The organism is Cytophagaceae bacterium, from assembly GCA_016722655.1.
In the GTDB taxonomy this organism is placed as follows: domain Bacteria; phylum Bacteroidota; class Bacteroidia; order Cytophagales; family Spirosomataceae; genus Leadbetterella.
Map to the genome: position 1 here is coordinate 451,445 of JADKIR010000004.1, position 22,880 is coordinate 474,324.

Annotated in this window: 19 protein-coding genes and 1 pseudogene; 17 read left to right on the top strand and 3 right to left on the bottom strand. The window is 38.2% G+C overall.

The annotated features are described in order from the left end of the window. Positions 1-67 precede the first annotated feature (67 nt). The 17 genes and pseudogenes from IPP61_02545 to IPP61_02625 all read left to right on the top strand — a co-directional run bounded on the left by IPP61_02545 (position 68) and on the right by IPP61_02625 (position 18,716). Positions 68-831, top strand: a pseudogene (locus tag IPP61_02545) (SDR family oxidoreductase). A 113-nt stretch (positions 832-944) separates the two neighbouring features. Beyond that, a complete protein-coding gene (gene kduI, locus IPP61_02550) occupies positions 945-1,775 on the top strand; it encodes a 5-dehydro-4-deoxy-D-glucuronate isomerase (protein MBL0324052.1) in 831 nt (276 codons plus the stop codon). Positions 1,776-1,849: 74 nt separating this feature from the next. Continuing rightward, positions 1,850-4,183 carry a GDSL family lipase gene (locus IPP61_02555; protein ID MBL0324053.1) on the top strand — a complete coding sequence of 778 codons (2,334 nt, stop codon included), beginning with the start codon at positions 1,850-1,852 and terminating at the stop codon, positions 4,181-4,183. A 151-nt stretch (positions 4,184-4,334) separates the two neighbouring features. Further along, positions 4,335-5,723, top strand: coding sequence for a cation:dicarboxylase symporter family transporter (locus IPP61_02560; GenBank protein ID MBL0324054.1), 1,389 nt, complete (start codon positions 4,335-4,337; stop codon positions 5,721-5,723). Between the two features lie 321 nt (positions 5,724-6,044). Beyond that, entirely contained in the window at positions 6,045-6,935 is an 891-nt protein-coding gene (locus IPP61_02565) for a hypothetical protein (protein MBL0324055.1), read from the top strand. Between the two features lie 72 nt (positions 6,936-7,007). Continuing rightward, positions 7,008-7,925 carry an AEC family transporter gene (locus IPP61_02570; GenBank protein ID MBL0324056.1) on the top strand — a complete coding sequence of 306 codons (918 nt, stop codon included), beginning with the start codon at positions 7,008-7,010 and terminating at the stop codon, positions 7,923-7,925. Between the two features lie 134 nt (positions 7,926-8,059). Continuing rightward, positions 8,060-9,421 (top strand): histidine kinase, encoded by a 1,362-nt coding sequence (locus IPP61_02575; GenBank protein MBL0324057.1) that lies wholly within the window; start codon positions 8,060-8,062, stop codon positions 9,419-9,421. An 824-nt stretch (positions 9,422-10,245) separates the two neighbouring features. Then, entirely contained in the window at positions 10,246-11,385 is a 1,140-nt protein-coding gene (locus tag IPP61_02580) for a hypothetical protein (GenBank protein ID MBL0324058.1), read from the top strand. Positions 11,386-11,579: 194 nt separating this feature from the next. Next, entirely contained in the window at positions 11,580-12,833 is a 1,254-nt protein-coding gene (locus IPP61_02585) for a DUF2236 domain-containing protein (protein MBL0324059.1), read from the top strand. Between the two features lie 4 nt (positions 12,834-12,837). After that, entirely contained in the window at positions 12,838-13,176 is a 339-nt protein-coding gene (locus tag IPP61_02590) for a hypothetical protein (GenBank protein ID MBL0324060.1), read from the top strand. Positions 13,177-13,184: 8 nt separating this feature from the next. After that, the gene (locus tag IPP61_02595; protein MBL0324061.1) at positions 13,185-13,496 is read left to right on the top strand and encodes a hypothetical protein; all 312 of its coding nucleotides are present in this window, start codon (positions 13,185-13,187) and stop codon (positions 13,494-13,496) included. Positions 13,497-13,774: 278 nt separating this feature from the next. Further along, positions 13,775-14,890, top strand: a complete 1,116-nt coding sequence (locus IPP61_02600) for a GHKL domain-containing protein (protein ID MBL0324062.1) — start codon at positions 13,775-13,777, stop codon at positions 14,888-14,890. A 17-nt stretch (positions 14,891-14,907) separates the two neighbouring features. After that, positions 14,908-15,276 carry a response regulator gene (locus IPP61_02605; GenBank protein ID MBL0324063.1) on the top strand — a complete coding sequence of 123 codons (369 nt, stop codon included), beginning with the start codon at positions 14,908-14,910 and terminating at the stop codon, positions 15,274-15,276. Continuing rightward, positions 15,273-16,319, top strand: coding sequence for a response regulator (locus IPP61_02610; GenBank protein MBL0324064.1), 1,047 nt, complete (start codon positions 15,273-15,275; stop codon positions 16,317-16,319). Before IPP61_02605 ends, IPP61_02610 begins: the two co-directional genes overlap by 4 nt. A gap of 653 nt (positions 16,320-16,972) precedes the next feature. Next, a complete protein-coding gene (locus IPP61_02615) occupies positions 16,973-17,797 on the top strand; it encodes a YitT family protein (protein ID MBL0324065.1) in 825 nt (274 codons plus the stop codon). A gap of 90 nt (positions 17,798-17,887) precedes the next feature. Continuing rightward, complete coding sequence (locus tag IPP61_02620; protein ID MBL0324066.1) at positions 17,888-18,115, top strand: hypothetical protein; 228 nt, start codon at positions 17,888-17,890, stop codon at positions 18,113-18,115. A 118-nt stretch (positions 18,116-18,233) separates the two neighbouring features. After that, the gene (locus IPP61_02625; protein ID MBL0324067.1) at positions 18,234-18,716 is read left to right on the top strand and encodes a hypothetical protein; all 483 of its coding nucleotides are present in this window, start codon (positions 18,234-18,236) and stop codon (positions 18,714-18,716) included. Positions 18,717-18,769: 53 nt separating this feature from the next. Here IPP61_02625 and IPP61_02630 read toward each other — a convergent pair whose 3' ends face one another. The 3 genes from IPP61_02630 to IPP61_02640 form a co-directional block, all read right to left on the bottom strand. After that, positions 18,770-20,371, bottom strand: coding sequence for a carboxylesterase/lipase family protein (locus tag IPP61_02630; protein ID MBL0324068.1), 1,602 nt, complete (start codon positions 20,369-20,371; stop codon positions 18,770-18,772). 253 nt (positions 20,372-20,624) lie between these two features. After that, positions 20,625-22,199, bottom strand: coding sequence for a dienelactone hydrolase family protein (locus IPP61_02635; protein ID MBL0324069.1), 1,575 nt, complete (start codon positions 22,197-22,199; stop codon positions 20,625-20,627). A 112-nt stretch (positions 22,200-22,311) separates the two neighbouring features. Further along, positions 22,312-22,845, bottom strand: a complete 534-nt coding sequence (locus IPP61_02640; GenBank protein ID MBL0324070.1) for a DUF2911 domain-containing protein — start codon at positions 22,843-22,845, stop codon at positions 22,312-22,314. Positions 22,846-22,880 lie beyond the last annotated feature (35 nt).

Below are 22,880 nucleotides of genomic sequence, written 5' to 3' on the forward strand. Positions count from 1 at the left end.
AAATATTTTGAAATCATTAATTGTATTTAGGGTATTTGCTGATTAATCTTACAATAATTTTAAAATAATAATGACAAAAATTGATCTTTCAGGCAAAACAGCTCTTGTAACCGGTTGCAATCGAGGCATCGGGAAAGCTATGGCAGAAGGCCTGGCCGAAGCCGGTGCCAATATCATTGGAGTGTCAGCAAATATGCCTTTGGATGATAGTGCCATTGCCCAAACTGTGTCTGGTTATGGTAAAAAATTCTTTCCTTATCAGGCAGATTTTTCCGACCGGATTTCACTCTATGCATTTATAGAAAAAGTAAAAAAAGATCATCCGGTAATTGATATTTTGGTAAATAATTCGGGAACAATTTTAAGAAAACCTGCGGCAGAACATGATGATGAACTGTGGGATAAAGTGATAGATGTAAATCTAAATTCCCAATTTATTTTGAGCCGGAAATCGGCAAGGAAATGATAAATCGTGGAGCTGGCAAAATAATTTTCACAGCCTCTCTTCTTACTTTTCAAGGCGGAATAACCGTTCCAGGCTATGCTGCAAGTAAAGGAGCAATCGGAAGTTTAATAAAAGCATTGGCAAACGAATGGGCAAGTAAAGGTGTGAATGTCAATGGCATAGCTCCGGGTTATATTGCAACTGATAATACAGAGGCCCTGAGAAATGACCCCGAGAGAAGTGCTTCTATTCTGGGAAGAATTCCTGCGGGAAGATGGGGTCAGCCCGAGGATTTTAAAGGCCCTGCAGTATTTCTGGCATCTTCACTATCTGACTATGTTCATGGTACTATAATTACAGTGGATGGAGGATGGATGGGCAGATGAGACTTTTTTTAAAGTAATACATCTTGTTGAGGTCTTTGTATAAAAAATAATGTATGTTTTTATTCAACAATAAATAATTCGAAATATCCCGAAAGGAATACCTATCAATAAAAATGAAAATAATTTACGAAAGCAGCCCAAGAGAGGTAGCTACTATGAAAACCAGCGATTTAAGAGAGAATTTTTTAGTCGAAACACTTTTCCAAGAAAATCAGATAAAACTCACTTACACGCATTATGACCGAATGATTTTGGGTGGAATAATGCCCGTAAATCAGGTACTTACGCTCGAAACTTATGAAGCCCTTAAAAGCAATTTCTTTTTGGAAAGAAGAGAAATAGGTATCATAAATGTAGGTGGCTTAGGTGTAGTTAAAGCTGATGGTCAGGAGTTTTCGGTTGAAAAACTAAGCTGTGTTTATCTTGGAAAAGGAACACAAAATGTAAGTTTCAGCTCATCTGATGCTACAAACCCGGCCAGATTTTTTATACTTTCTGCCCCGGCACATCAGACTTATGAAAACAAAATGTTTACCAAGGAACAGGCTTCTCCGGTAAACCTTGGTGCAGCTGAGACCTCCAATAACCGTACTATTTATAAATACATTCACAATGATGGCATCATGTCATGTCAACTGGTGATGGGACTAACAGTATTAAGTACGGGTTCAATCTGGAACACTATGCCTCCACATGTTCATGATCGTAGAAGTGAAGTGTATTGTTATTTTGATATACCTGAAAACCAGGGCGTAATGCACTTTATGGGCGAGCCTTCTGAAACACGCCACATGTGGATACAAAACCATCAGGCCATTATTTCACCTCCGTGGAGCATTCATGCAGGTGCGGGCTCAGCCAACTATAGTTTTATCTGGGGAATGGCCGGAGAAAACAAAGATTTTACGGATATGGACTTCGTAAATCTCAACCATTTGCGTTAATCTTTTCGATTCGAATAATTTAGTTTTCGAGGATTTTCACAAAATCCTCATTTTTTACTTTTTCCTATTTTACTATGCGTAATCTGGCAATTCTATTCAGTTTCATATTATTTGGTTTCACTATTTCTGAACCCAAAGTTAGAATCTTCATGATTGGAGACTCAACCATGGCCAACAAAAATCCATACGATGCCCCTGAAACAGGCTGGGGAATGGTGTTTGGGGAAAACTTTACTGATGTAGTAGAAATTCAAAACTTTGCCCTAAACGGAAGAAGCACCAAATCATTCAGAAATGAAGGACACTGGAACAAGGTTTTTAGTCAATTACAGAAAGGAGATTATGTTTTTATTCAATTTGGACACAACGACCAGAAAATTTCCGACACTACAAAATATGCTGACCCGCAAGTGGCCTACAGAGCCAATCTGCTCAGATATATTGCCGAAACTAAATCAAAAGGAGCCATCCCTGTTATACTCACTCCGATGATGCGTCGGAAGTTTGATGAAGAGGGAAAATTTGTGGATCAACATGGCGAATACCCTCAGGTAGTGAAGGAAGTGGCCAAAGAAACCGGTGTCCAACTCATTGACATGCATGTTCTGAGTAGAAAATTGATAGAAAGCCTCGGAATTGAAGCCTCTAAAGATATATTTATGCACATCAAACCCGGGGTTTTTAGAAAATTTCCTAAAGGTATCGAAGATAACACTCATCTTTCCCCATTTGGAGCACGTAAAATGGCAGCATTGGTTGCTGAGGATCTGATGACACAATCTCTTCCGCTCAGAAACTGGCTCAAAAAATCGGTTTACCCTGAAACTTTTGAATATCAGCTGCCTAAAATCAATACGCCGGCATTTACGAAAGACACTTTCAATATCACAAAATACGGTGCCAAAGCCGATGGCCTGTTTTTGAATACCGAAATCATCCAAAACTGTATCAATCTGGCCTCTGAAAAAGGAGGCACGGTAATGATTCCGTCTGGATTATGGGTTACGGGGCCTATTGTGCTCAAAAGCGGCGTAAACCTCCATCTGGCAAAAGGCTGTGTGTTACAATTTTCTGATGACCGAAATCAGTACCCGGTGATCGAAACCACATGGGAGGGAAATGTAGCCTACCGTTGTCAGGCACCCATTTCGGCAGTAAAACAGCAAAATATTGCCATAACTGGACAAGGCCACATGGATGGAGCAGGTCAGGTATGGAAACAGGTGAAAAAGTCGAAACTTACCGAAACACAGTGGAAAAAACTCGTGGAATCTGGTGGAGTTTTGAATGATAAAAAAGACGCTTGGTATCCATCAGAACAGTCAAGATATGGGAATGAAAATATGGAGTGGTCCAACAAAAAAGTGGAAGGAAAAACACTTGAAGATTACCAAAAAATCAGAGACTTTTTGAGACCTAATATGATAAGCCTCACTTCTTGCCGCAATGTTTTGATAGAAGGAGTAAGTATGCTAAACTCTCCAGCATGGACCCTCCATCCGCTTATGTGTGAGCATATTACAATCAGAAATGTTAACATAAAAAACCCATGGTTTGGTCAAAACAATGACGCTCTGGATCTGGAATCTTGCTCTGAGGGACTGGTAGAAGGCTGCACATTTGACACCGGTGACGATGCCATTTGCATAAAATCGGGTAAAGACGAACAAGGCCGTAAACGTGGTAAACCCACCCAAAATATTATTGTTAGAAACAACACCGTATATCATGGCCATGGTGGCTTTGTGATAGGCAGCGAGATGTCGGGCGGAGTAAAAAACCTGTATGTCAACAATTGCAACTTTTTGGGTACCGATATCGGATTAAGATTCAAAACCAAACGTGACCGTGGTGGAATAGTTGAAAATATCTATATTTCTGATATTCAAATGAATAATATACCGGGCGAAGCGATTCTCTTTGATATGTATTATGAAGCCAAAGATCCTGTGCCACTCGAGGGAGAAAAAAATACCTTACCCGAAATTAAATCCATGCCGGTCAATGAGGGTACCCCGTCATTCCGTAAATTTTACATCGAAAACGTAAACTGTTGGCAAGCAGAAACCGCTGTTATATTTCGGGGGCTTCCGGAAATGAACATAAAAGACATTTCTCTGAAAAACTCATCCTTTACTGCCAACAAGGGCTTGCTATGTGTAGAAGCCGAAAACATAACTTTTGAAAATGTGAATATTATTACGAAAGAAAACCAACTAGGCACTATTCAGAATTCTAAAAACTTGGTTTTCAATAGTTTAAAATTTGGAAAAAACATTGAAACCGTTTTCGAAATCACTGGTAACCAAAACAAAAATATCAGATATTCGAAACCTCTTTCTCAGCCAAAATCGAAATTGGCGATTTTTAGTAATGGAGCTAAACCCAATGATTTAAAACTGAAATAATTGAAAAACATTAATTTTCAATTATTATAAAATTAAACTTTTTAAAGCTTTTTTGGGAACATTCAGGTTATTTTTAGTTTTCTAATTTTTTTTTGAATAAAATTGTTTTTATTTCATCAAAAAAACCAAATACCTAACCCATAATCTGTTTATGAAAAAAGATGTTTCAAAATATACCATTTATGCGATTTTCATAACTTTGTTTTTCGCATCTTTGGTTTCTGTAATCCCCCACTTTACTAATCTGAAAATCAATGAATTAATTGCCTCCATTTTTCGATGGGCATTTATTGCCAGCATGATATGGTACGGATATCAGAAAAAATCTCTGACTGCCTGGATCCTGATCAGTATGCTTATTGGTGCCGAGGTAGGCAATGATTTCCCTGAGTTTGCAGTAAACCTCAAAGTGGTAAGTAAGATTTTTATCAAACTTATCAAGACCATCATCGGGCCACTATTATTTTCAACACTTGTAGCGGGGATTGCAGGACACTCTGATTTGAAACAAGTGGGTAGAATGGGCTGGAAATCTTTACTTTATTTTGAAGTGGTTACCACTATTGCACTTTTTATAGGTTTGTTTTTCGCAAACTGGATTAAACCCGGCGAAGGTATCATGCAAATGCCCGGCACCCATGAAGAGCTGCCACAGGCAACTTCTCAGACCTGGCAGGAAGTATTACTTCATATTTTCCCTGAAAACATAGCCAAATCAATAGCTGAAGGACAAACACTCCAAATCGTAGTTTTTTCAGTCTTATTCGGAATAGGTGTTGCGATGCTCAGCCATAAAAAAAGAGAAAAAGTTGTAGGAGCAGTAGAACTACTTTCTGAGGTGATGTTTAAATTTACAGCTATCGTGATGTACTTTGCACCATTTGCAGTTGGCTCGGCCATCGCAGTTACGGTGGGTCATATGGGATTTGAAGTATTAAAAAACCTGGCTTTGTTGCTAATGACTTTGTACCTCGCCCTTACCGCGTTTATTGGCTTGGTTCTGGTGCCGGTTATGCTTATTATCAAAGTTCCGGTTGTTAAATTTATTAAAAATATCTCTGAACCACTCTCCATTGCCTTTGCCACAACCAGCTCAGAATCAGCACTCCCAAAAGCTATGGAGCAAATGGAGCGGTTTGGAGTTCCACGACATATTGTATCATTTGTAATGCCAACAGGTTATAGTTTTAACCTCGATGGCTCAACTTTATATCTGTCACTGGCGGCCATTTTTGTGGCACAGGCTGCTCAGGTTGATTTTCCTGTTAGTCAGCAAATTATTATGCTTTTCACTTTGATGCTTACCAGCAAAGGTGTAGCCGGAGTTCCAAGAGCCACTTTGGTTATTTTATTAGGCACTTTGGCCTCTTTTGGTTTACCCGAATGGCCCGTTTTGCTGATTATCGGGATCGATGAGCTTATGGATATGGCCCGCACCACAGTGAATGTATTTGGCAACTGCCTCGCTACCACAGTAGTAGCCCGTTGGGAGGGAGAACTAGATGACGAAAAAATGCATACCGAGCCGGTAATTGACTAATATTCAATAAACTATTATCGAAGATTCTGTTTTTATTTTACATAAAGACAGAATCTTTTTTTTAATCACCAACCAATTTTTTTTGTAAATAAATTAAGCTACATTTTTACCGCAAAATTGAATTCTTCGTTTTTTAGGATAATTTTTAGAATTGATTTTTAAATTGAAAAAGAATTAATAGGTCAAAATATTTTTTTGAGTCATTTTGGAATTTCCAATAAATTCACACTACGCATAAAAACAGGTTATTTTCACCGTGAGATAAAAGCAAATTTCGATATTTCAGAATTTTCTTTTTTCTGAAACTATAAACCCTAAACTATGGATAGAAAGTTATTGATTTTGGTTAATCCTCACTCGGGAAACAAAAAGGGTTTAAAAATTTCCCAAAAACTCAAAAGTTTCCTCGACACGGAAAATATTGGATACAAAGAAGTTATCAGCGAAAGAATTGGTTATTTCAGTGAATGGATTCCAAATAATCCTATCTATGGATATGAATTGATGGTTGTGATTGGTGGAGATGGCAGCCTCAATGAAATCATAAACGTAATTTTTAAAAATCAAATTTCAGAATATCCTCCTTTATACCTTTTGCCCGCCGGGAGTGGCAATTCGCTTAATCATGACTTTAAAAATCTGGATTTAGATAAATCAATCAGAAATATATTAAAGCCCAAAATTGAATACATCGATTTGATAGAAATTCGGTCAAGCAAAGGAACACTTTATGCTTTTAATGCCATTGGTTGGGGAATGGTGGCAGCTATTAACAAATCATCAGATAAACTTAGATGGATGGGTGGAGCCCGATATGCTGTGAGTGCGATTTATCATATTTTCAAAAATCCTGAATATTTTGCCAGAATATCATTCGAAAATGTAAGAGCCGAACAAGGCTTGACTTTTGTGATGATTATGAATACCATGCATACCGGAAAGTCGATGAAAATGGCTCCAAACGCCGACCTTCGTGATGGGCTATTGGATATTCTAATTGTCAAAAAACAACCATTTTATAGATTCCTGACCCTTTTCCCGACTATTTTTTCCGGAAAACATATTCTTTCTCCGTTTGTTCAATATTTTCATGCAGACCGCATAAGCATTTCTTCGCCCAATACTTTTCTGGTTGTTGATGGTGAGCAATATGATCCGGGAAATTTTGAAGTTTTGATTCACAAACAAAAAATAAAATTATTGATACCTTAATTGTACTATCAATTTTAGACTACCATTTTTCCTCCGGAAAAGTTTATCCTATTTTTGCCAAAATTAATTTTCATGAACCAAGCCAATAGTACTTTTTTTATCACTTTTGCCATGATTTCCATGGGTTTTTTGATAAAAAAGTATGGTTATATTACTGAAAAAGAAGGAAAAATATTATCAAAATTTTTGATGCACACCACTTTTCCGGCATTAATGATTATTTCGACCTCCAAAGTTGTAATAAAACCTCATCTTTTTCTCATTCCCTTGCTTTGTATTGTGCTCTCTGTTGTTATGATGAGTATCGCCAGGTTTGTTTTTAAAAACCGGCCTGACCACCTGAAAGGCATCTTTATGATGGGAGCAGGCGGGTACAATGTTGGTTTATTTGGCTTTCCATTGATTGAGGGGATATGGGGAATCGAAGCCATGGTTTTTGCGGTAATGTTTGACATCGGAAATGCAATTTCTACTTTCGCAGGAGTGTACCCATCTGGTGCTTATCATGCTCATAAAGGCACAGGGAAATTAGACATCAAAAAACTGATTATCAGGATTATTGCTCTTCCCCCGGTTACAGGAATGATTATTGGTCTAAGCATCAATGCATTTAATATTCCGGTTCCAAAAATCGGTTTTGATTTCCTGGAAATTCTGGCCAAGGCCAATAAGCCGCTGGTTCTTCTTTTGATGGGAATCTACCTGAGTTTTGAACTGAACAAATCTCAACTCAAAGACATCAGCAAACTTTTGATAATCCGATATACTGTTGGGCTTATCGCTGTGGCAGCAATCTATTTTGGGTTGGAGCCATCTCTGATGCGAAATGTGCTCATTGTCTTGGTGGTATTGCCGTTGGGCATGACTATTTTGCCATTTTCTGATGAACTGGGTTACGACAGCCGCATCGCAGGTACTATGGTCAACGTGTCTCTGGTCATCAGTTTTATTTTAATGTGGGGTCTGGTTGCGGTTCTGGGATTGGTTTAAGTTTTCCAGAAAGCTAATTTTTGTAGAATATTCAAAACTATTAAATAATTACTTTTACCCTTTACTGATTTCTCTTTTGATTTATCAACATTTTTTCATTTTTTGAGATATACTTTTTTTAACCAAGCCCGCAGATGATATATTTTTTCGTACTATTTTTTGCTCTGACTATCGTCCGGAAAAACGTTAATTATAAAGATATTATCCCATGGCTAGACAAATACCTGACTTTAATACATTACATTATTATTCCATTAGTTTTAACATTTGATTTGTCTAATGGTACAAAAATGGAACATATTACCGACGTTTCATGGTTTATGCTTCTTTCATTTGTAATGTATGTACTTTATCTTTTAAAAGAAAACAACATAGCAAGTCTCCTTTTCAAAGCCGGTTTACCTTTCTACGTAATCAATACTATCAATGATTTTGCCCAATATTTCTTACCGAAATTTCAGGAAGAATATGACAATGTTTTTGACCTTTTCTTTCTTGGAGGGCTAATCTGGATGATTGCCTATGGCTTAAGTGCCCGTAATCAACTAAAAAACCTAAAAAAACAGGAGGAAAAAAATAAAATTGTAACCGAGGAAAATGAAAAATTAGACCTGCTGGTAAAAGAACGCACAAAAGAAATTTTACAACAAAAAAATCAACTCGAAGATACACTTTCAGAGCTTCAAAACACTCAGAACCAGCTCATTCAACAGGAAAAACTTGCCTCATTGGGTGAGCTCACCGCCGGCATCGCCCACGAAATACAAAACCCGCTCAATTTTGTTAATAACTTTTCTGAAGTAAGTATTGAGCTAATAGATGAACTGAAAGAAGAGTTGGGGAAATTGACAATTCCTGAAGATTCTGCCGCCATTATTGACGATTTGGTGCAAAATCTTCAGAAAATATCGCATCATGGAAAGCGAGCCAGCGGAATAGTAAAAAGTATGCTGGAGCATAGTCGGACAAACTCCGGTGAAAAACAGGAAGTGGACATTAATGCCATGGCTGACGAATATCTGAGGTTAAGCTTTCATGGCTTGAGGGCAAAAGACAAAAGTTTTAATTCTGATTTCAAACTGGATCTGGCCGAAAATCTTCCGAAAATTTCGGCTGTGCCGCAAGATCTGGGCAGGGTTTTCCTTAATCTTTGCAACAATGCTTTTTATGCATGTAATGAACGAGCTAAGAAAAATGTAGAAAACGGAAATGCAGAGAGCTATAAACCGATGGTTACTATATCAACCAAAAAAGTTGACGATAATATTGAAATAATAGTAAAAGACAATGGTTCGGGTATTTCGGAGGAAAATCTTGAAAAAATATTTCAGCCATTTTTTACAACAAAACCAACTGGGAAAGGTACTGGTTTGGGCTTGAGCTTGGCTTATGACATTATCACAAAAGGACATGGTGGGGTATTGGCTGTATCGTCTGAAGAAGGAGTAGGAACTGCTTTTAGCATTACATTACCCTTCAAAAATGACGAATCATGAAGAATTTATTATTTTTCCTAATTTTTATTTCCTACAATGGATTTTGTCAAAAAAACAAAACCGCCTTTTTAGATTCTCTGCAAAAACAATATAAACATGCCAAAACAGATTCTTCAAAAGCGGAATTTCTTTACGAAATAGTGACCAATATCGGTGATGATAATTTAGGGAATCTAAATAAGAGCCATTTTGATAAAGCGTACGACGCTTATAGAAGTAGATTGGATATTTACGAAAACCTTGAAAATCAACGATTATTTGAGAGAGTTGGCAAGGAAAGCGATATCAACGAAAGATTCAGGGCATCCTTTAATAATGACCTCTTTAACTATGCTGTGCTGATGGGTGCAACAGCAAACACCGAAGAGCAGTTGCATTATTTTAAAAAAGCGTATCAGATGGCAAAGGATAGAAATAATCTCTGGCAACAGACTACCATTCTGAGTAATATTGCTTTTGCTTTCCAACAAAATAACAATCTTGACTCAGCCCAATTTTATCTGGATAAAATTTTTGCAAAACCTGTAGATCCATTCGGGGGATATTTTTTTTATGTTTTTTACCAATCTGGTGGTATAAGATTAGAAGCAGGCAATTATGAGCAAGCAAAAGGTTTATTCTTAAAAGGTATTGAGAATGTTTTGAAAAATAATTTTGATTTGGATATTGGCCTGTCTATTAACTATCTAGGTTTATCCAAAGCCTATCAACACTTAAACAAAAGAGATTCAAGTTATTATTATGGGGTTAAATCGCTGAATATTTTAAAAAAAATCAGAGAAATACAAGTTGTAAAAGTAGATTTAGCGTCTGCTTATGAAAATATGTTCGAACACTATCAGCGTTTTTCACAATCAGATAGTGCTTTCATATACTTAAGACTTGCCCATAAAGAAAGAGATGTTTTTACAAAGAGGACAATTTCAAATCTCGCAGATTTTCAACAAGTGCTTCTAAAAAGGCAACTAACGCTAAAAGATTTAGAGCGTGAAAAAATAGAAACACAAGGTCGAATTAGAATGTATATTTTAATAGCTACTTTACTCGTTTTTCTTGGGTTTGGAGCTGTATTGTTATACTATTATCTTCAAAAGAAAAAAGCTAATGTATTGCTGGCATCCCAGAAAGAGGAAATCCAAACCACTTTACTAAAACTCAAATCCACCCAAGCCCAACTCATCCAATCAGAAAAACTGGCATCATTGGGTGAGCTCACAGCAGGCATCGCCCACGAAATTCAGAATCCACTGAATTTTGTAAATAACTTTTCAGAAGTCAGCATTGATCTGATTGACGAACTGAAAGAAGAGTTAGGGGAAGTGTCAATTCCTGAAGATTCTGCCGCCATTATTGACGATTTGGTGCAAAATCTTCAGAAAATATCGCATCACGGAAAGCGAGCAAGCGGAATCGTAAAAAGTATGCTGGAGCATAGTCGCACAAACTCCGGTGAAAAACAGGAAGTGGACATTAATGCCATGGCTGACGAATATTTGAGGTTAAGCTTTCATGGCTTGAGGGCAAAAGACAAAAGCTTTAATTCTGATTTCAAACTGGATTTGGCCGAAAATCTTCCAAAAATTTCGGCTGTACCGCAAGATCTGGGCAGGGTTTTCCTTAATCTTTGCAACAATGCTTTTTATGCTGTCCAGAAAAAATCCAACTTGCCTGACAAAACTGCCGATTACAAACCTTTGGTTACTATTTCCACTTCGAAAATTAGCGAAGAGGGAGAAGATTTACTGAAAATTATCATCACCGACAATGGTACGGGAATTCCGGATGATCTGAAATCCAAAATATTTCAACCGTTTTTTACCACCAAACCTACCGGACAAGGCACGGGTTTGGGTCTTTCACTGAGTTATGACATCATCACAAAAGGCCACAATGGCGAAATAGAAGTTGATAGTCAGGAAGGTGAAGGCACCACCTTTATTATCAAACTCCCTCTGAATTCATAAAAAATCTTTTTTGTATTTTTTCTAACCATGGTTTGATTTTCCAAAAAAAGAAATATTTTGATTTACTAACCGATGTAAAAACAATCTTAATATTTCGAATCTATTATTTTCCATCCTTTTCTCTTGATTATCAAGAAATTATTTTTACTTTTATCAACAACTGAAAATTAACAAACCCTTAACTCTAATTGATTATGCTGTGGATTCTACTGTTAATTCTGGTGGTGGTATCACTATTGTATTCATTGTGGTACTTTTATTTAAGAAAAAATGCCGCATCTTCGGTTAAAATTAAAGAAGAGCTCACTGTCAGAAAATGGGACCTGGATTTTTTGGAAAGTAAAAGAAAGCATACCGACCCCCTTGCCGATAATGTAATCGAACAGATCATGACCAAGGGCGAGCTGGATACCGTAAACAAGCTGTTCAGAGCCATCAACGAAACCGCCGAAGACATCCCTGACCACCTTCCGGAGGAAGTAAAAAAGTATTTTCTTGAAACCGAAAAACTCCCCGATTGGGCTGACCCTGAATTGATTGCGATGGGCCAGGAAGTATATGCCCGAAATGGTGTTTATGTAGGCATGTTGTTATCATTTAAGTCTCTGCCCGAATGCTACAGTGGTGCCAAAGGAGCCAATGTACTGCATCACACCGGCAGATTGAACCATTCACATGGTGCTCAAAATGCATTTGCCCGAAGGATTGCCGAAACCGCTCAGTTTGTGATTCTGGCAATGTCGCCCGGTGGACTTGATCCGCAAGGAAAAGGCATAAGAGCTGCTCAAAAAGTAAGATTGATTCACGCCGTCATCAGATATTACCTAAAAAAACATCAATGGGATGCTGATACCTTCGATGAACCTATCAATCAGGAAGATATGGCCGGTACTTTAATGTCATTTTCGGCTTTGATACTGGAAGGACTTGAACTGCTCGATGTTGAGCTGAGCCATGACGAAAAAGAGGCCTACGTACATACCTGGAGAGTTGTAGGGCATTTTATGGGAGTTGATCCTGAACTTTTACCCAACAATGCCGCTGATGCACTTGCTCTTGGCCATGCCATCATTGACCACCAAAAAGGAGAAAGTGAGCAGGGGAAATCATTGATGAATGCATTGATAGAGTTTAACGAAAACTCTTTTCCTGTAAAAATGCACCCTAATACCCTTTACAAAATGTACAGGTACCTCATCGATGAGGAACTGGCCGACTATCTTGGAATTCCCAAAGTGGACAAGGAAGACCTTGCAGATTTTGCCGAAGATTTCAGGGAGATTGTGGGTACTATTTCAGACATTAGTCAAAATGCCATGCTGGCACTGATGATGAAAGGCATTGGTAAAATAATGCTTACGGCCATGATAAATTTCATGGATGACAACCAAAAAATTAACTTTTATATACCCGAATCCTTGCAGAAAGATTGGGGATTAAATAATTGAAATTATGTTTTCGCAGCCATTAATAAATTTTGCCGAATACTCCACCACCGGATTGATATTCAACGGATTGGGCTGTATTCTTTGGGTAGTCACCTATGCTGTGCTGATTTTGGAAATCAGAAAAAAGAAGTTTGTCGAAATGCCCGCATACGTGGCAGGGGCCAATATCGGCTGGGAGTTTGTCTGGAGTTTTATTTATCACCCCAACTCCGGCCTTTTATACTCGCTTAGCTATCAGGCGGCTTTCTTTTTAGATTGTTATATTTTTTATGCCATCATAAAATACGGCTCTAAGCAACCTATGAATCCCGAAGCAAGAAAGCATTTTAAGCTTTTTCTTTGATAAATTTCGTGTTTTGGATTCTGTTCTGTTATACTTTTCGTGACGAAGGCTATGACACCCTCAACGGTGCCAACTCTGGCTATATTATCAATGTAATCCTTTCATTGCAGTGCCTTTTTATGCTTTTTCAGGTAAAAGAAACCGAGGATTTTTCCATGCTGCTGGCCTGGAGCAAAATGCTGGGAACCGGACTTATCTCGGTAAGTTTATTTTACTTTTTTCCTGCTAATCAGTTTGTTCAGCTTCTCGGAATCTCTTGTTTTATAATTGACAGTACCTACATTTACGTATTATGGAAGCGACATGGAAAACTAATCTGAATCATAAACTGGACCAAATGTTCAGGTTTTTTATTCCGAAAGAATACTATTCTGAGCCTGAAAGCCTACGGCAAGCCAAGATTAGTATCAGTTTTTATCTTTTCAATTTTCTTTCGTTTACGTTGTTTTCAGTAAACGGAATTTTCTTTAATTTTTTACCTCATTTTTATTCGACTTTTCTAATCGGAATCGTCTGCCTTTCGGCGGCTTTTCTTTTCAGAGCCAGGGTCAGTCCTAACGTATGTGCCAATTTCTTTGGTGTCAACGTAAGCATTTATATGTTCTACATGATCCATTCCAGTGGCGGTATGCAGACCTCCGCAGCCATCTCCACCATCCTCACTCCTATTTATATTTTACTTTTAACCAACAACTTACGAATCGGATTCTTTTGGTTTTTAGTTACTTTGGCAATCTATATTTTCTCAAATAAATATTATCTGGAGATAGTAAAATTTATTGAGGTATCCCCGCCTGACCCGACAGGTGTTTATTATTTTTCAACTATCATGGGCTTTTTTGTAAACCTTTTTGTATTTGCAGTAATATTTGAATATGAAAAAAACCGGGCGATTTTGGCCTTAAAAGGTATAAACAAAGACCTGAAAAACACCCAGGAACAGTTGGTACAAAAAGAAAAACTGGCTTCCCTGGGCGAGCTCACCGCAGGTATAGCCCATGAAATCCAAAATCCTTTGAATTTTGTTAATAATTTTTCAGAATTAAGTATCGAACTGGCAGATGAGCTTAAAGAAGAATTTGAAAAGGAAAATATTGATAAAGAACTTATAAAAGAGCTGGCGGCAGATTTGGTGCAAAATCAGGAAAAAATAAATTTTCATGGTAAAAGAGCCAGCAATATTGTGAAAGGGATGCTCGACCATAGCCGGGTTTCGACCGGAGAGAAAAAACTTATTAACCTCAATGAGCTCACCGAGGAATACCTGAGGCTGAGTTTTCATGGGATGCGGGCCAAAGACAAGACCTTCAATGCCGACTTCAAGACCCATCTCGACCCCGATTTACCTGAAATATATGGAGTACCACAGGATTTGGGAAGAGTTTTTCTGAACCTTATCAATAATGCCTTTTATTCAGTTTTTGAAAAATCAAAAAAACTCGGAACGAATTACAAACCAATGGTTGAGCTTTCGACTCAAAAAACTAAAAAAGAAGTGATTATAAGCATAAAAGACAATGGCGAGGGCATTCCGGATTCCATAAGAAACAAGATATTTCAACCATTCTTCACCACAAAACCTACCGGCGAAGGAACCGGCCTGGGTTTGAGTCTGAGTTATGACATTATCACGAAAATGCATGGTGGAAACATGGAAATTGATACTGTGGACGGTGAATATTGCAAATTTATTATTAGATTACCTTCAAATTAGAATTCTCTTTTTCTATTATGAAAATATTAGTGGTTGACGACGAACTGGACATAAAGGATTTGTTTTTGCAAAAATTCAGAAAAGAAATCAAAAATGGTCTGACAGAATTTACTTTTGTATTTTCGGGAGAAGAGGCCATTGATTTTATGAATAGTCATGAGTCAGAATCTATCCTGATTTTGTCGGATATCAACATGCCTGGCATGACCGGCATCGAGCTCCTGAAACGAATCAGAGCCAAATATCCGGTTCCTCCTCCCGAAGTGATGATGATAACCGCTTATGGCGATGAGGCCAACCGGCAGCAGGCAATGGCTTTAGGTGCCAACGATTTCCTGGCTAAACCACTGGATTTTAATGAATTGAAAAACAAACTTTTGAAATGAAAACCAAAATTCTGGTAGTTGACGATGAGAGTGATTTGCAGATTTTGATCAAACAGAAGTTCAGAAAGCAGATCAGAGAAGAAAAGTACGAATTTATTTTTGCCGAAAACGGACGTCAGGCATTGGAAATGATGGACACCAATTCCGATATTTCGATGGTGTTGAGCGACATCAATATGCCGGAAATGGATGGTCTTACGCTTTTGGTCAAATTAAGCGAAAGCAATCCTCTAACCAAAGTGGTGATGGTGTCGGCCTATGGTGACATGGAAAATATACGCACAGCCATGAATCGGGGGGCTTTTGACTTTGTGTGTAAGCCGGTAAATTTTGATGACCTGGAAACCACCATGGAGAAGACCATCAAGCATATTGATCAGATCAGGCAGACTTTCGAGGCCATAAGAGAAAATAACATCCTGAAAATGTATGTCGATGACTCTGTGCTCAACTTTATGTCAAGGCAGGAATTCGAGAAATCTCTTGTTTCAAGTGATCTCATTACAGCCAGTGTGGTCTTTATGGATATTTGTGGCTTCACGGCCATTTCAGAAAAAGAAAAACCTGATGTGGTGGTAAGCCTGATAAACAAATATTTTGATATAATGGTCAAAGGTATCATCGCTCAGAATGGTATCATTGACAAGTTTATGGGCGATGCCGTAATGGCCATATTCAAAGGTGATTATCATCTGGACAGAGCCGTAGAAGCAAGCCTTGCCGTGAGAGAAGAAATTGATAAAATCATAGACCCCATTGACGGACGAAGTGAATTCATTCCAAAAGTAGCCATTGGTATAAAAAGTGGGGAGATGGTTTCCGGAAATATTGGCTCGGTCACTCTCAAGCGACTGGATTATACCGTAATCGGAGATACTGTAAATACCGCTCAAAGGTTGCAATCGGTGGCAAGAGAGAGTCAGATAATAATAGCAGAAGACGATTATCAGATTATCAAAGACTCGTTTGTTTGTAAAGAGAAAGGCTCTGTTTCATTAAAAAACAAGGCCGGTGAAGTCAAAATTTATGAAGTGATGAATTAAATCTTTACACCATGCGATTTGACGAACTTAGGGAAATCATTCTGGATAATCTACGTACCAAACTTGACCCCAGGTTAAGTTATCACAATGTTCACCATACCGAATATGTCCTGGATGCAGTCGAAAAACTTGCAACTGAGGCAGAAATTAATTTTGAGGAAAAAACTATTCTTTTGACCGGGATGCTGCTTCATGATTATGGATTTCTTGAAAACCCAATAGCCGCAGGGCATGAAGACCGGGGATGTAAGACTGCTGAAGAATTATTGCCAAAATTTGGATATAATGAAAATCAGATTACTCAAATAAAAGGTATCATCAATTCCACCCGATTGCCTCAAACTCCGTTAAATCTTCTGGAAAAAATAGCATGTGATGCAGACTTATTTTATTTAGGATCAGACGATTATGCGGCAATTGCAGAGAACTTCAGAAAAGAACTCATTAAAATGGGTCAAACGCTTTCAACAGATCAATGGCTAAAACTCCAGACTGATTTTCTTGAAGAACATAAATATTTTACCGATTTTGCAAAAAAATCACTTGAACCCATAAAGAAAGAAAACTTAAAGAAATTGGAAAAGACTCAAATCACAGATTCAAAACCTCACCACAAGCCCGGTTTTTCAGAAATTGCCCAGGACATTGTTTTCATGATTCTCGGCGTATTGCTTGCCGGAATCGCCCTGAAAGGTTTCCTTGTACCCAACCATTTTTTTGATGGGGGTGTTACGGGTATTTCGCTGCTTATCCACGAAATCACCCATTTCAACCTGGGTATCATTATCGTTTTGATGAATCTCCCGCTTATTATTGCATCATACTTTTCAGTTGGGAAAAGGTTTGCCTATCGCACATTGCTGGCGGTGGTATTTTTGGGTATTTGCCTTACCTTCCTCCCCTATTTTGACCTGACCCATGATAAGCTTTTGATTTCTATCTTTGGCGGGGTTTTCCTCGGTTTAGGTGTTGGGTTGATCATGCGTACAGGAGCAGCATTAGATGGCATTGAGGTATTAGCTCTTTACACGCTCAAAAGGACTTCCTTCACTATTACCGAAATCATCCTTGGTATTAATATCCTGATTTTCAGCATAGCAGCCTTTAAATTTGGACTTGAAACCGCCCTGTATTCCATTCTGACTTATTTCGCCGCCTCCAAAACCATCGATTATGTAGTGGAAGGCTTACAGGCCTATACCGGCGTTACGATTATTTCTGCAAAAAGCGAAGAAATCAAATTTCAGCTGGTCAATACCATGCAAAAAGGCATTACGGTCTATAAAGGTGAGCGTGGATATTTACCGGGTAGCTATGAAATCTCCAATGACTGTGATATTATTTTTACAGTTATCACCCGTTTAGAGCTCAGAAAACTCAAGAATCTGGTGTACGACATCGACCCAAAAGCCTTTGTTTTTGCCAATACCATTAAAGAAGCATCAGGCGGAGTAACCACCAGAAGACAACATCATTGAGGATTGATAGGATTTGAAAAATGCCTTACTTTTTTGTTATAGTTTATATTTTTTTGAAATTTTGTTTTAAATCAATTTTAAAAAACAACAATGACAGTTGTTGATTTCACCAGAAACAAGATCATTGACAAATTGCTGACTATCAAGAATCAAAATATTCTTGATACGATTACCGAATATCTTAATTCTGTTGCCAAAACTACCGAGCCTTTGGAATTATATGATTTTGAACGGAAAACATTGGAGCAAAGTCATTTGGATAATTTGGATGGAAATTTTAAATCACACAAAGAAAAAGAAATTGATGCTGAAGATTAAAAACAATTAGGTAATTAAGTTTAAGAAATCTATTAAATAGAATTACTTACAACTTAACCTAAGCAGCAATTTCTGTTCATTTTCAGCCTTTTATACTTAAAATTTTATAGAAAAGCTTATGAAAACACTTGTTTCGATTTTACTTTTTAATTCCTTCAATTTTCTAAGCCTTTTTGGAGGACATAAAATCACAGTTGAGGAAGCCACCCTTATTCTGGGAGAATCGTGTTATCAAACAGAAACAGAGAGTACCAACAAATCTTTTGGGCATCAATTTAAAAGTACTTTCACAGCTAGTTCAAGTTCAGAAAATCAGGCAAAAATGGTGGCTCTCTATTATATGTTTGAAAGTTATAAAGATGAAACTACAGCTAAAAAGACTTTTGCAACTTTCAGAGATTTAAATAATGTAAGTAATGGCTTTGAATTATTAACAAATATTGGAGACGAGGCATTTTTCCAAACAGATTACTCGAATTTTTGTATTTTGATTGCCAGAAAAAACAATGAACTCATAAGACTGAAAGTCAATAAATTAACCCCAAAAACCTCAACTTCTGAACTTAAGAAAGTAGCAGAAAAGTTACTTGCTAGAATATAAAAAAATACCCGCCAAAAGCAGGTATTTTTTTGAATAATATTATTCTAAATTTTTCACTTCAATAAATCAAATAATTCTTTGTCTTGCTGTGCTTGTACGGTACATTTCAGGTCAAAATGCATCGTAGAAGTATTGGTACTGTTGTATTTAGGCCAAACAGGCAACCCTGGATGGTTGGGATTTCCGGTTTTTGCAAAATTGATCCACGCCTGACTTACTTTTGCAGCCAAAGCAATTGCCTCTTTACCACCTCCAGTCATTTCTTCGCAGCGTTGGATATTGTTAAATACAAAAGGAAGCTCCATACAGTGCATAGATTTGTATTTCCCACCTACCGTTGGCGACTGCCAGTCAAAAAGATACACATAAACCGGAGCACCGCCCGAAACCTCAGATTTAACATTAGCCTGATTTACCGTACCCGGACGAAACATGGCATCAATATCAATCAAATCAGATGGTTTTTTATACCCGGGGTATGCTTTTTTTGCAGCTGCTTTATAGGCTGTAGCTTTTTCGCCATATTTTTTTGCAATGAATGCATCAACCTCAGCTTCAGTGGCATCGGTAAGGTTGGCCCCCATTGAAGCCATGAATTCATTTTTAACGGTCCCAATCATCAAAGGCACATTCTTTGAAAGTTGCAAAGCCTCCACAGACAATGGCTGATAAGGCAATACTTCACCATCAAGGCTTGGTCCCCATCCCAGTCCAAATCCTTGTACCGGACGACCTTCAGCTTTCATCTGGTCTGCTACAATTTTTAAGGCTTTGTTTCCGGCAGCAACTAATTTGTCATAAGGTACTTTTTGTATTTCATCTACCTTATCAGGTGCAATGCCAAGTTCTTTCAAAGTTTCTACCCCAAGTTTTTGGGTATCTTTTTTCTCGAGCATGTTTGATCTGAATGCACCGGATTGATTCACGGCTTTGTGGAACAATCCATTTGCACGTGGCATAGCCATAAGGGTATTTACTTTAGCTCCACCGCCTGATTGACCAAAGATCATCACATTACCTGCATCCCCACCAAAATTAGAGATATTGTCACGAACCCACTCCAGGGCCATTGCCATATCTACGATACTGTTATTGGCCGATGTTTTGTATTTATCACCAAAGGCCGATAGATCCAAAAATCCAAGGATATTGAGTCTGTGGTTGATAGAAACCACCACTACGTCGCCTTTTTTGGCAAGAGCCTCACCGTCATAAGAGGGAAGTTCCTGACTTGAACCGGCAGCAAATCCTCCGCCATGTATCCAAAATAATACCGGGCGTTTTTTGCCATCGTTGATGCCGGGAGTCCAAACGTTGATACGCATGCAGTCTTCGTTGGTATAGCCCCAGTCATGCGAAAACACAAACTCACTTTCGTCATGTACTTGTGTAGTCGGGGTCATTAGCGGTGACACCGGACCATAAACCATTGAGCTTCTTACCGCTTCCCATTTAGCAGGCTTTTTGGGAGTTTCAAATCTTCCTGCGGTGGCATAAGGCATACCTTTGTAAGTAAAAATACCATTGTGGATATATCCACGTACTTTACCATACTCGGTGTTGGTTTCTGCAATACCGGGACCGGAGGTAATCTGAGCAAACACACTGCCTTCCGACAGTGCCGCTATCAAAAGAAAACTAAGTGTTTTTTTCATAAAACATGGTGTTTTGTTATTCAGAAATGAAGGCTGAGAATTTAGACATTTCTGTCTTTAATTATTTATTTTCTAAAATAAATGAAATTAATTGAGCAAAAGAAATTTATTGTCGCAAAATGATACAATAAATAGATGAAAGGAAAAAATCAGAGTATGAAAAGTAATTTTAAAGTTGAAATTTTTAAATCAAACAAAAAAAGCAGTGTAAATAAAATCTACACTGCTTTATAAAAATCCTTCAAAACTATAATCACTTTTTCGCCAATGCTTTCTTAATGGCTTCATCGGCCAGTTTTTCCATGATTTTATAACAGGCAAGGTTGGGATGTATGCCATCGGCTGCCATGTCTGGTGAGAGACCGCCTTCTTTGTTTTTGAGTTTATCGTAATAATTCAGATACACCAAACCGTATTCTCCAGCGAGTTTTTTGATACCACTATTCATAGCAAATACTTTGGCTGCCACGTCTTTTATTTCAGGTCTCCAAGGAAAAGCAGAAGCAGGCAATACTGATGCTAAAATTGGAGTGATACCATTGGCTTTTGCTACGGCTATCATGGAGCGGTAATTGCCGAGAGTATATTCCTCCGAATAATCACCAGTATTTTCCGCCACATCATTGGTTCCGATATTAATAATCACCGCTTTAGGTTTTAAGGCCACTACATCTTGCTGAAACCTTAGTAGTGTTTGAGGTGATGTCTGACCACTAATCCCTCTTCCTACATATTCATTTTTTTCAAAAAATTCTTTATCGGCATTGACCCAGCCATCCGTAATTGAATCCCCTGTAAATACTACCCGCCGTTTCCCGGCTTTGGGCAATCCAGTTTTCAAATTGGCATCTTTGTATCTGGCCAAATTAGCAAAGTCTCTTCTTGCCCGAGCTTCGTTTTGTTTTGCCCCTTCTTCCAGCTCCCAGTATTTTCGGCCTATCTCCCATTGATTTGGATACTTTTTATTCATAAAATCCTGCATTTTCATCCAGTCAGTCAGGCGATCAATCCATGTATCTACCGGAAGGTGTTTTTTGTTCATTCCAAATCCATGTCCCCCTTTCTCATAAATATGCATTTCAGCTGGTTGACTGGCGTTTTTCCACTCAAGATACAGTTGGGCGTTGGCGGGAGCAAATCCCAGGTTATCATCAGAAGCCAGGGCAATAAATATCGGGTATTTTTCTTCAGGGATTTTCTTCAGATAATCAACTGCCGGCACGTAAGGATAAATGGGTGCAATAAAATTGGGTTTTGCAGATTTTTCTGAAGCATAAAATGTCCCTAATGTAAGTGTTCCACCTGCTGAAAAGCCCATCATGCCCACTTTGTCGGAGTTGATGTCATATTTGGTAGCATTGTCTCTGATATGTTTCAGGGCAGTTTGAGCATCTTTTATAGCTAGTTCGATTACCGGAGCATTTTCGGCATCCAGTTTTTTGAAGTCCTGCATTTTGCCCATGAGTTCTGCCATGGGGTTTGAAGTTTTAAGCTGTACCAATCTGTATTTCAGCACAAACGCCGCTACACCGTTGGCTTGAAGGTGTTTGGCTACCTGATGACCTTCGCTATCCATCGACAATATATGAAATGCTCCTCCCGGAGCAATAAGCATGGCAGTTCCGGTAGCCTTACTTTTGGATGGAATATATGCCGTAAGTGTAGGAATGGTTACATTGTAAGCGATGGCATTTCCATCCGGTGTTTTTATTTCTGCTTCTTTCCAATCCCAGGTTTCGGAGCCGGGAGCAACTGAAGGATAAAGATTAATGACTTCCTGAGCTTTTACACTAAAGCCCAAAACAAGGAGAATTAAGATTTTTTTCATTTTAAAGGTCGGAATAAATTTTCCGAAAGTTAAGGAAAACAACCTATGCTTTTTAAAATAATAATCATAAAAAAAGCCCCTTTCGGGGCAATTTTTTATGTATCAAGTTTTTTTACAATCTTCCTATAGGCACTGCCACTCTCACATTATCCCAATTAAAATTGAGGGTTGAATCTATGTCGATTCGCAGATTCTCCTGAATAGCGGGTAAGCCAGATACTTTAGCCGTAACATTGAGTAAATCAGCCTTTGGATTCCTTTGTGCCTTACCATCGAAACCAATCCCCCATCCCGGAATTTTGGTATTTAAGATGATATTCCAGCTATCTTTACCGGGTATTGTCCACAATGAATATTTACCTGCTGGTAGGCTTTGATTGCCCAGAGTGATGGGTTTGTCGGTTTCGAGTGTTGTTGGCTCATTGGCTCCGGTACGCCATACTTCACCATAAGGCACCAAATTGCCAAATATTTCCCGATCATTTTTCGAAGGACTGCAATAAAAAAGTTTTACGGTTGCATCGCCCACTTTGTAGGTCTTTTGAACTTCCGGGCTATATTTTTTAGTATTGAATTGCATGTATTTAAACACACCAAACAGTATTATGGCCAAAACGACCAACCCAATAAGAATCTTTTTTAACATTTTGTTTAAATTAAGGTTTTGGGAAATAACAGATT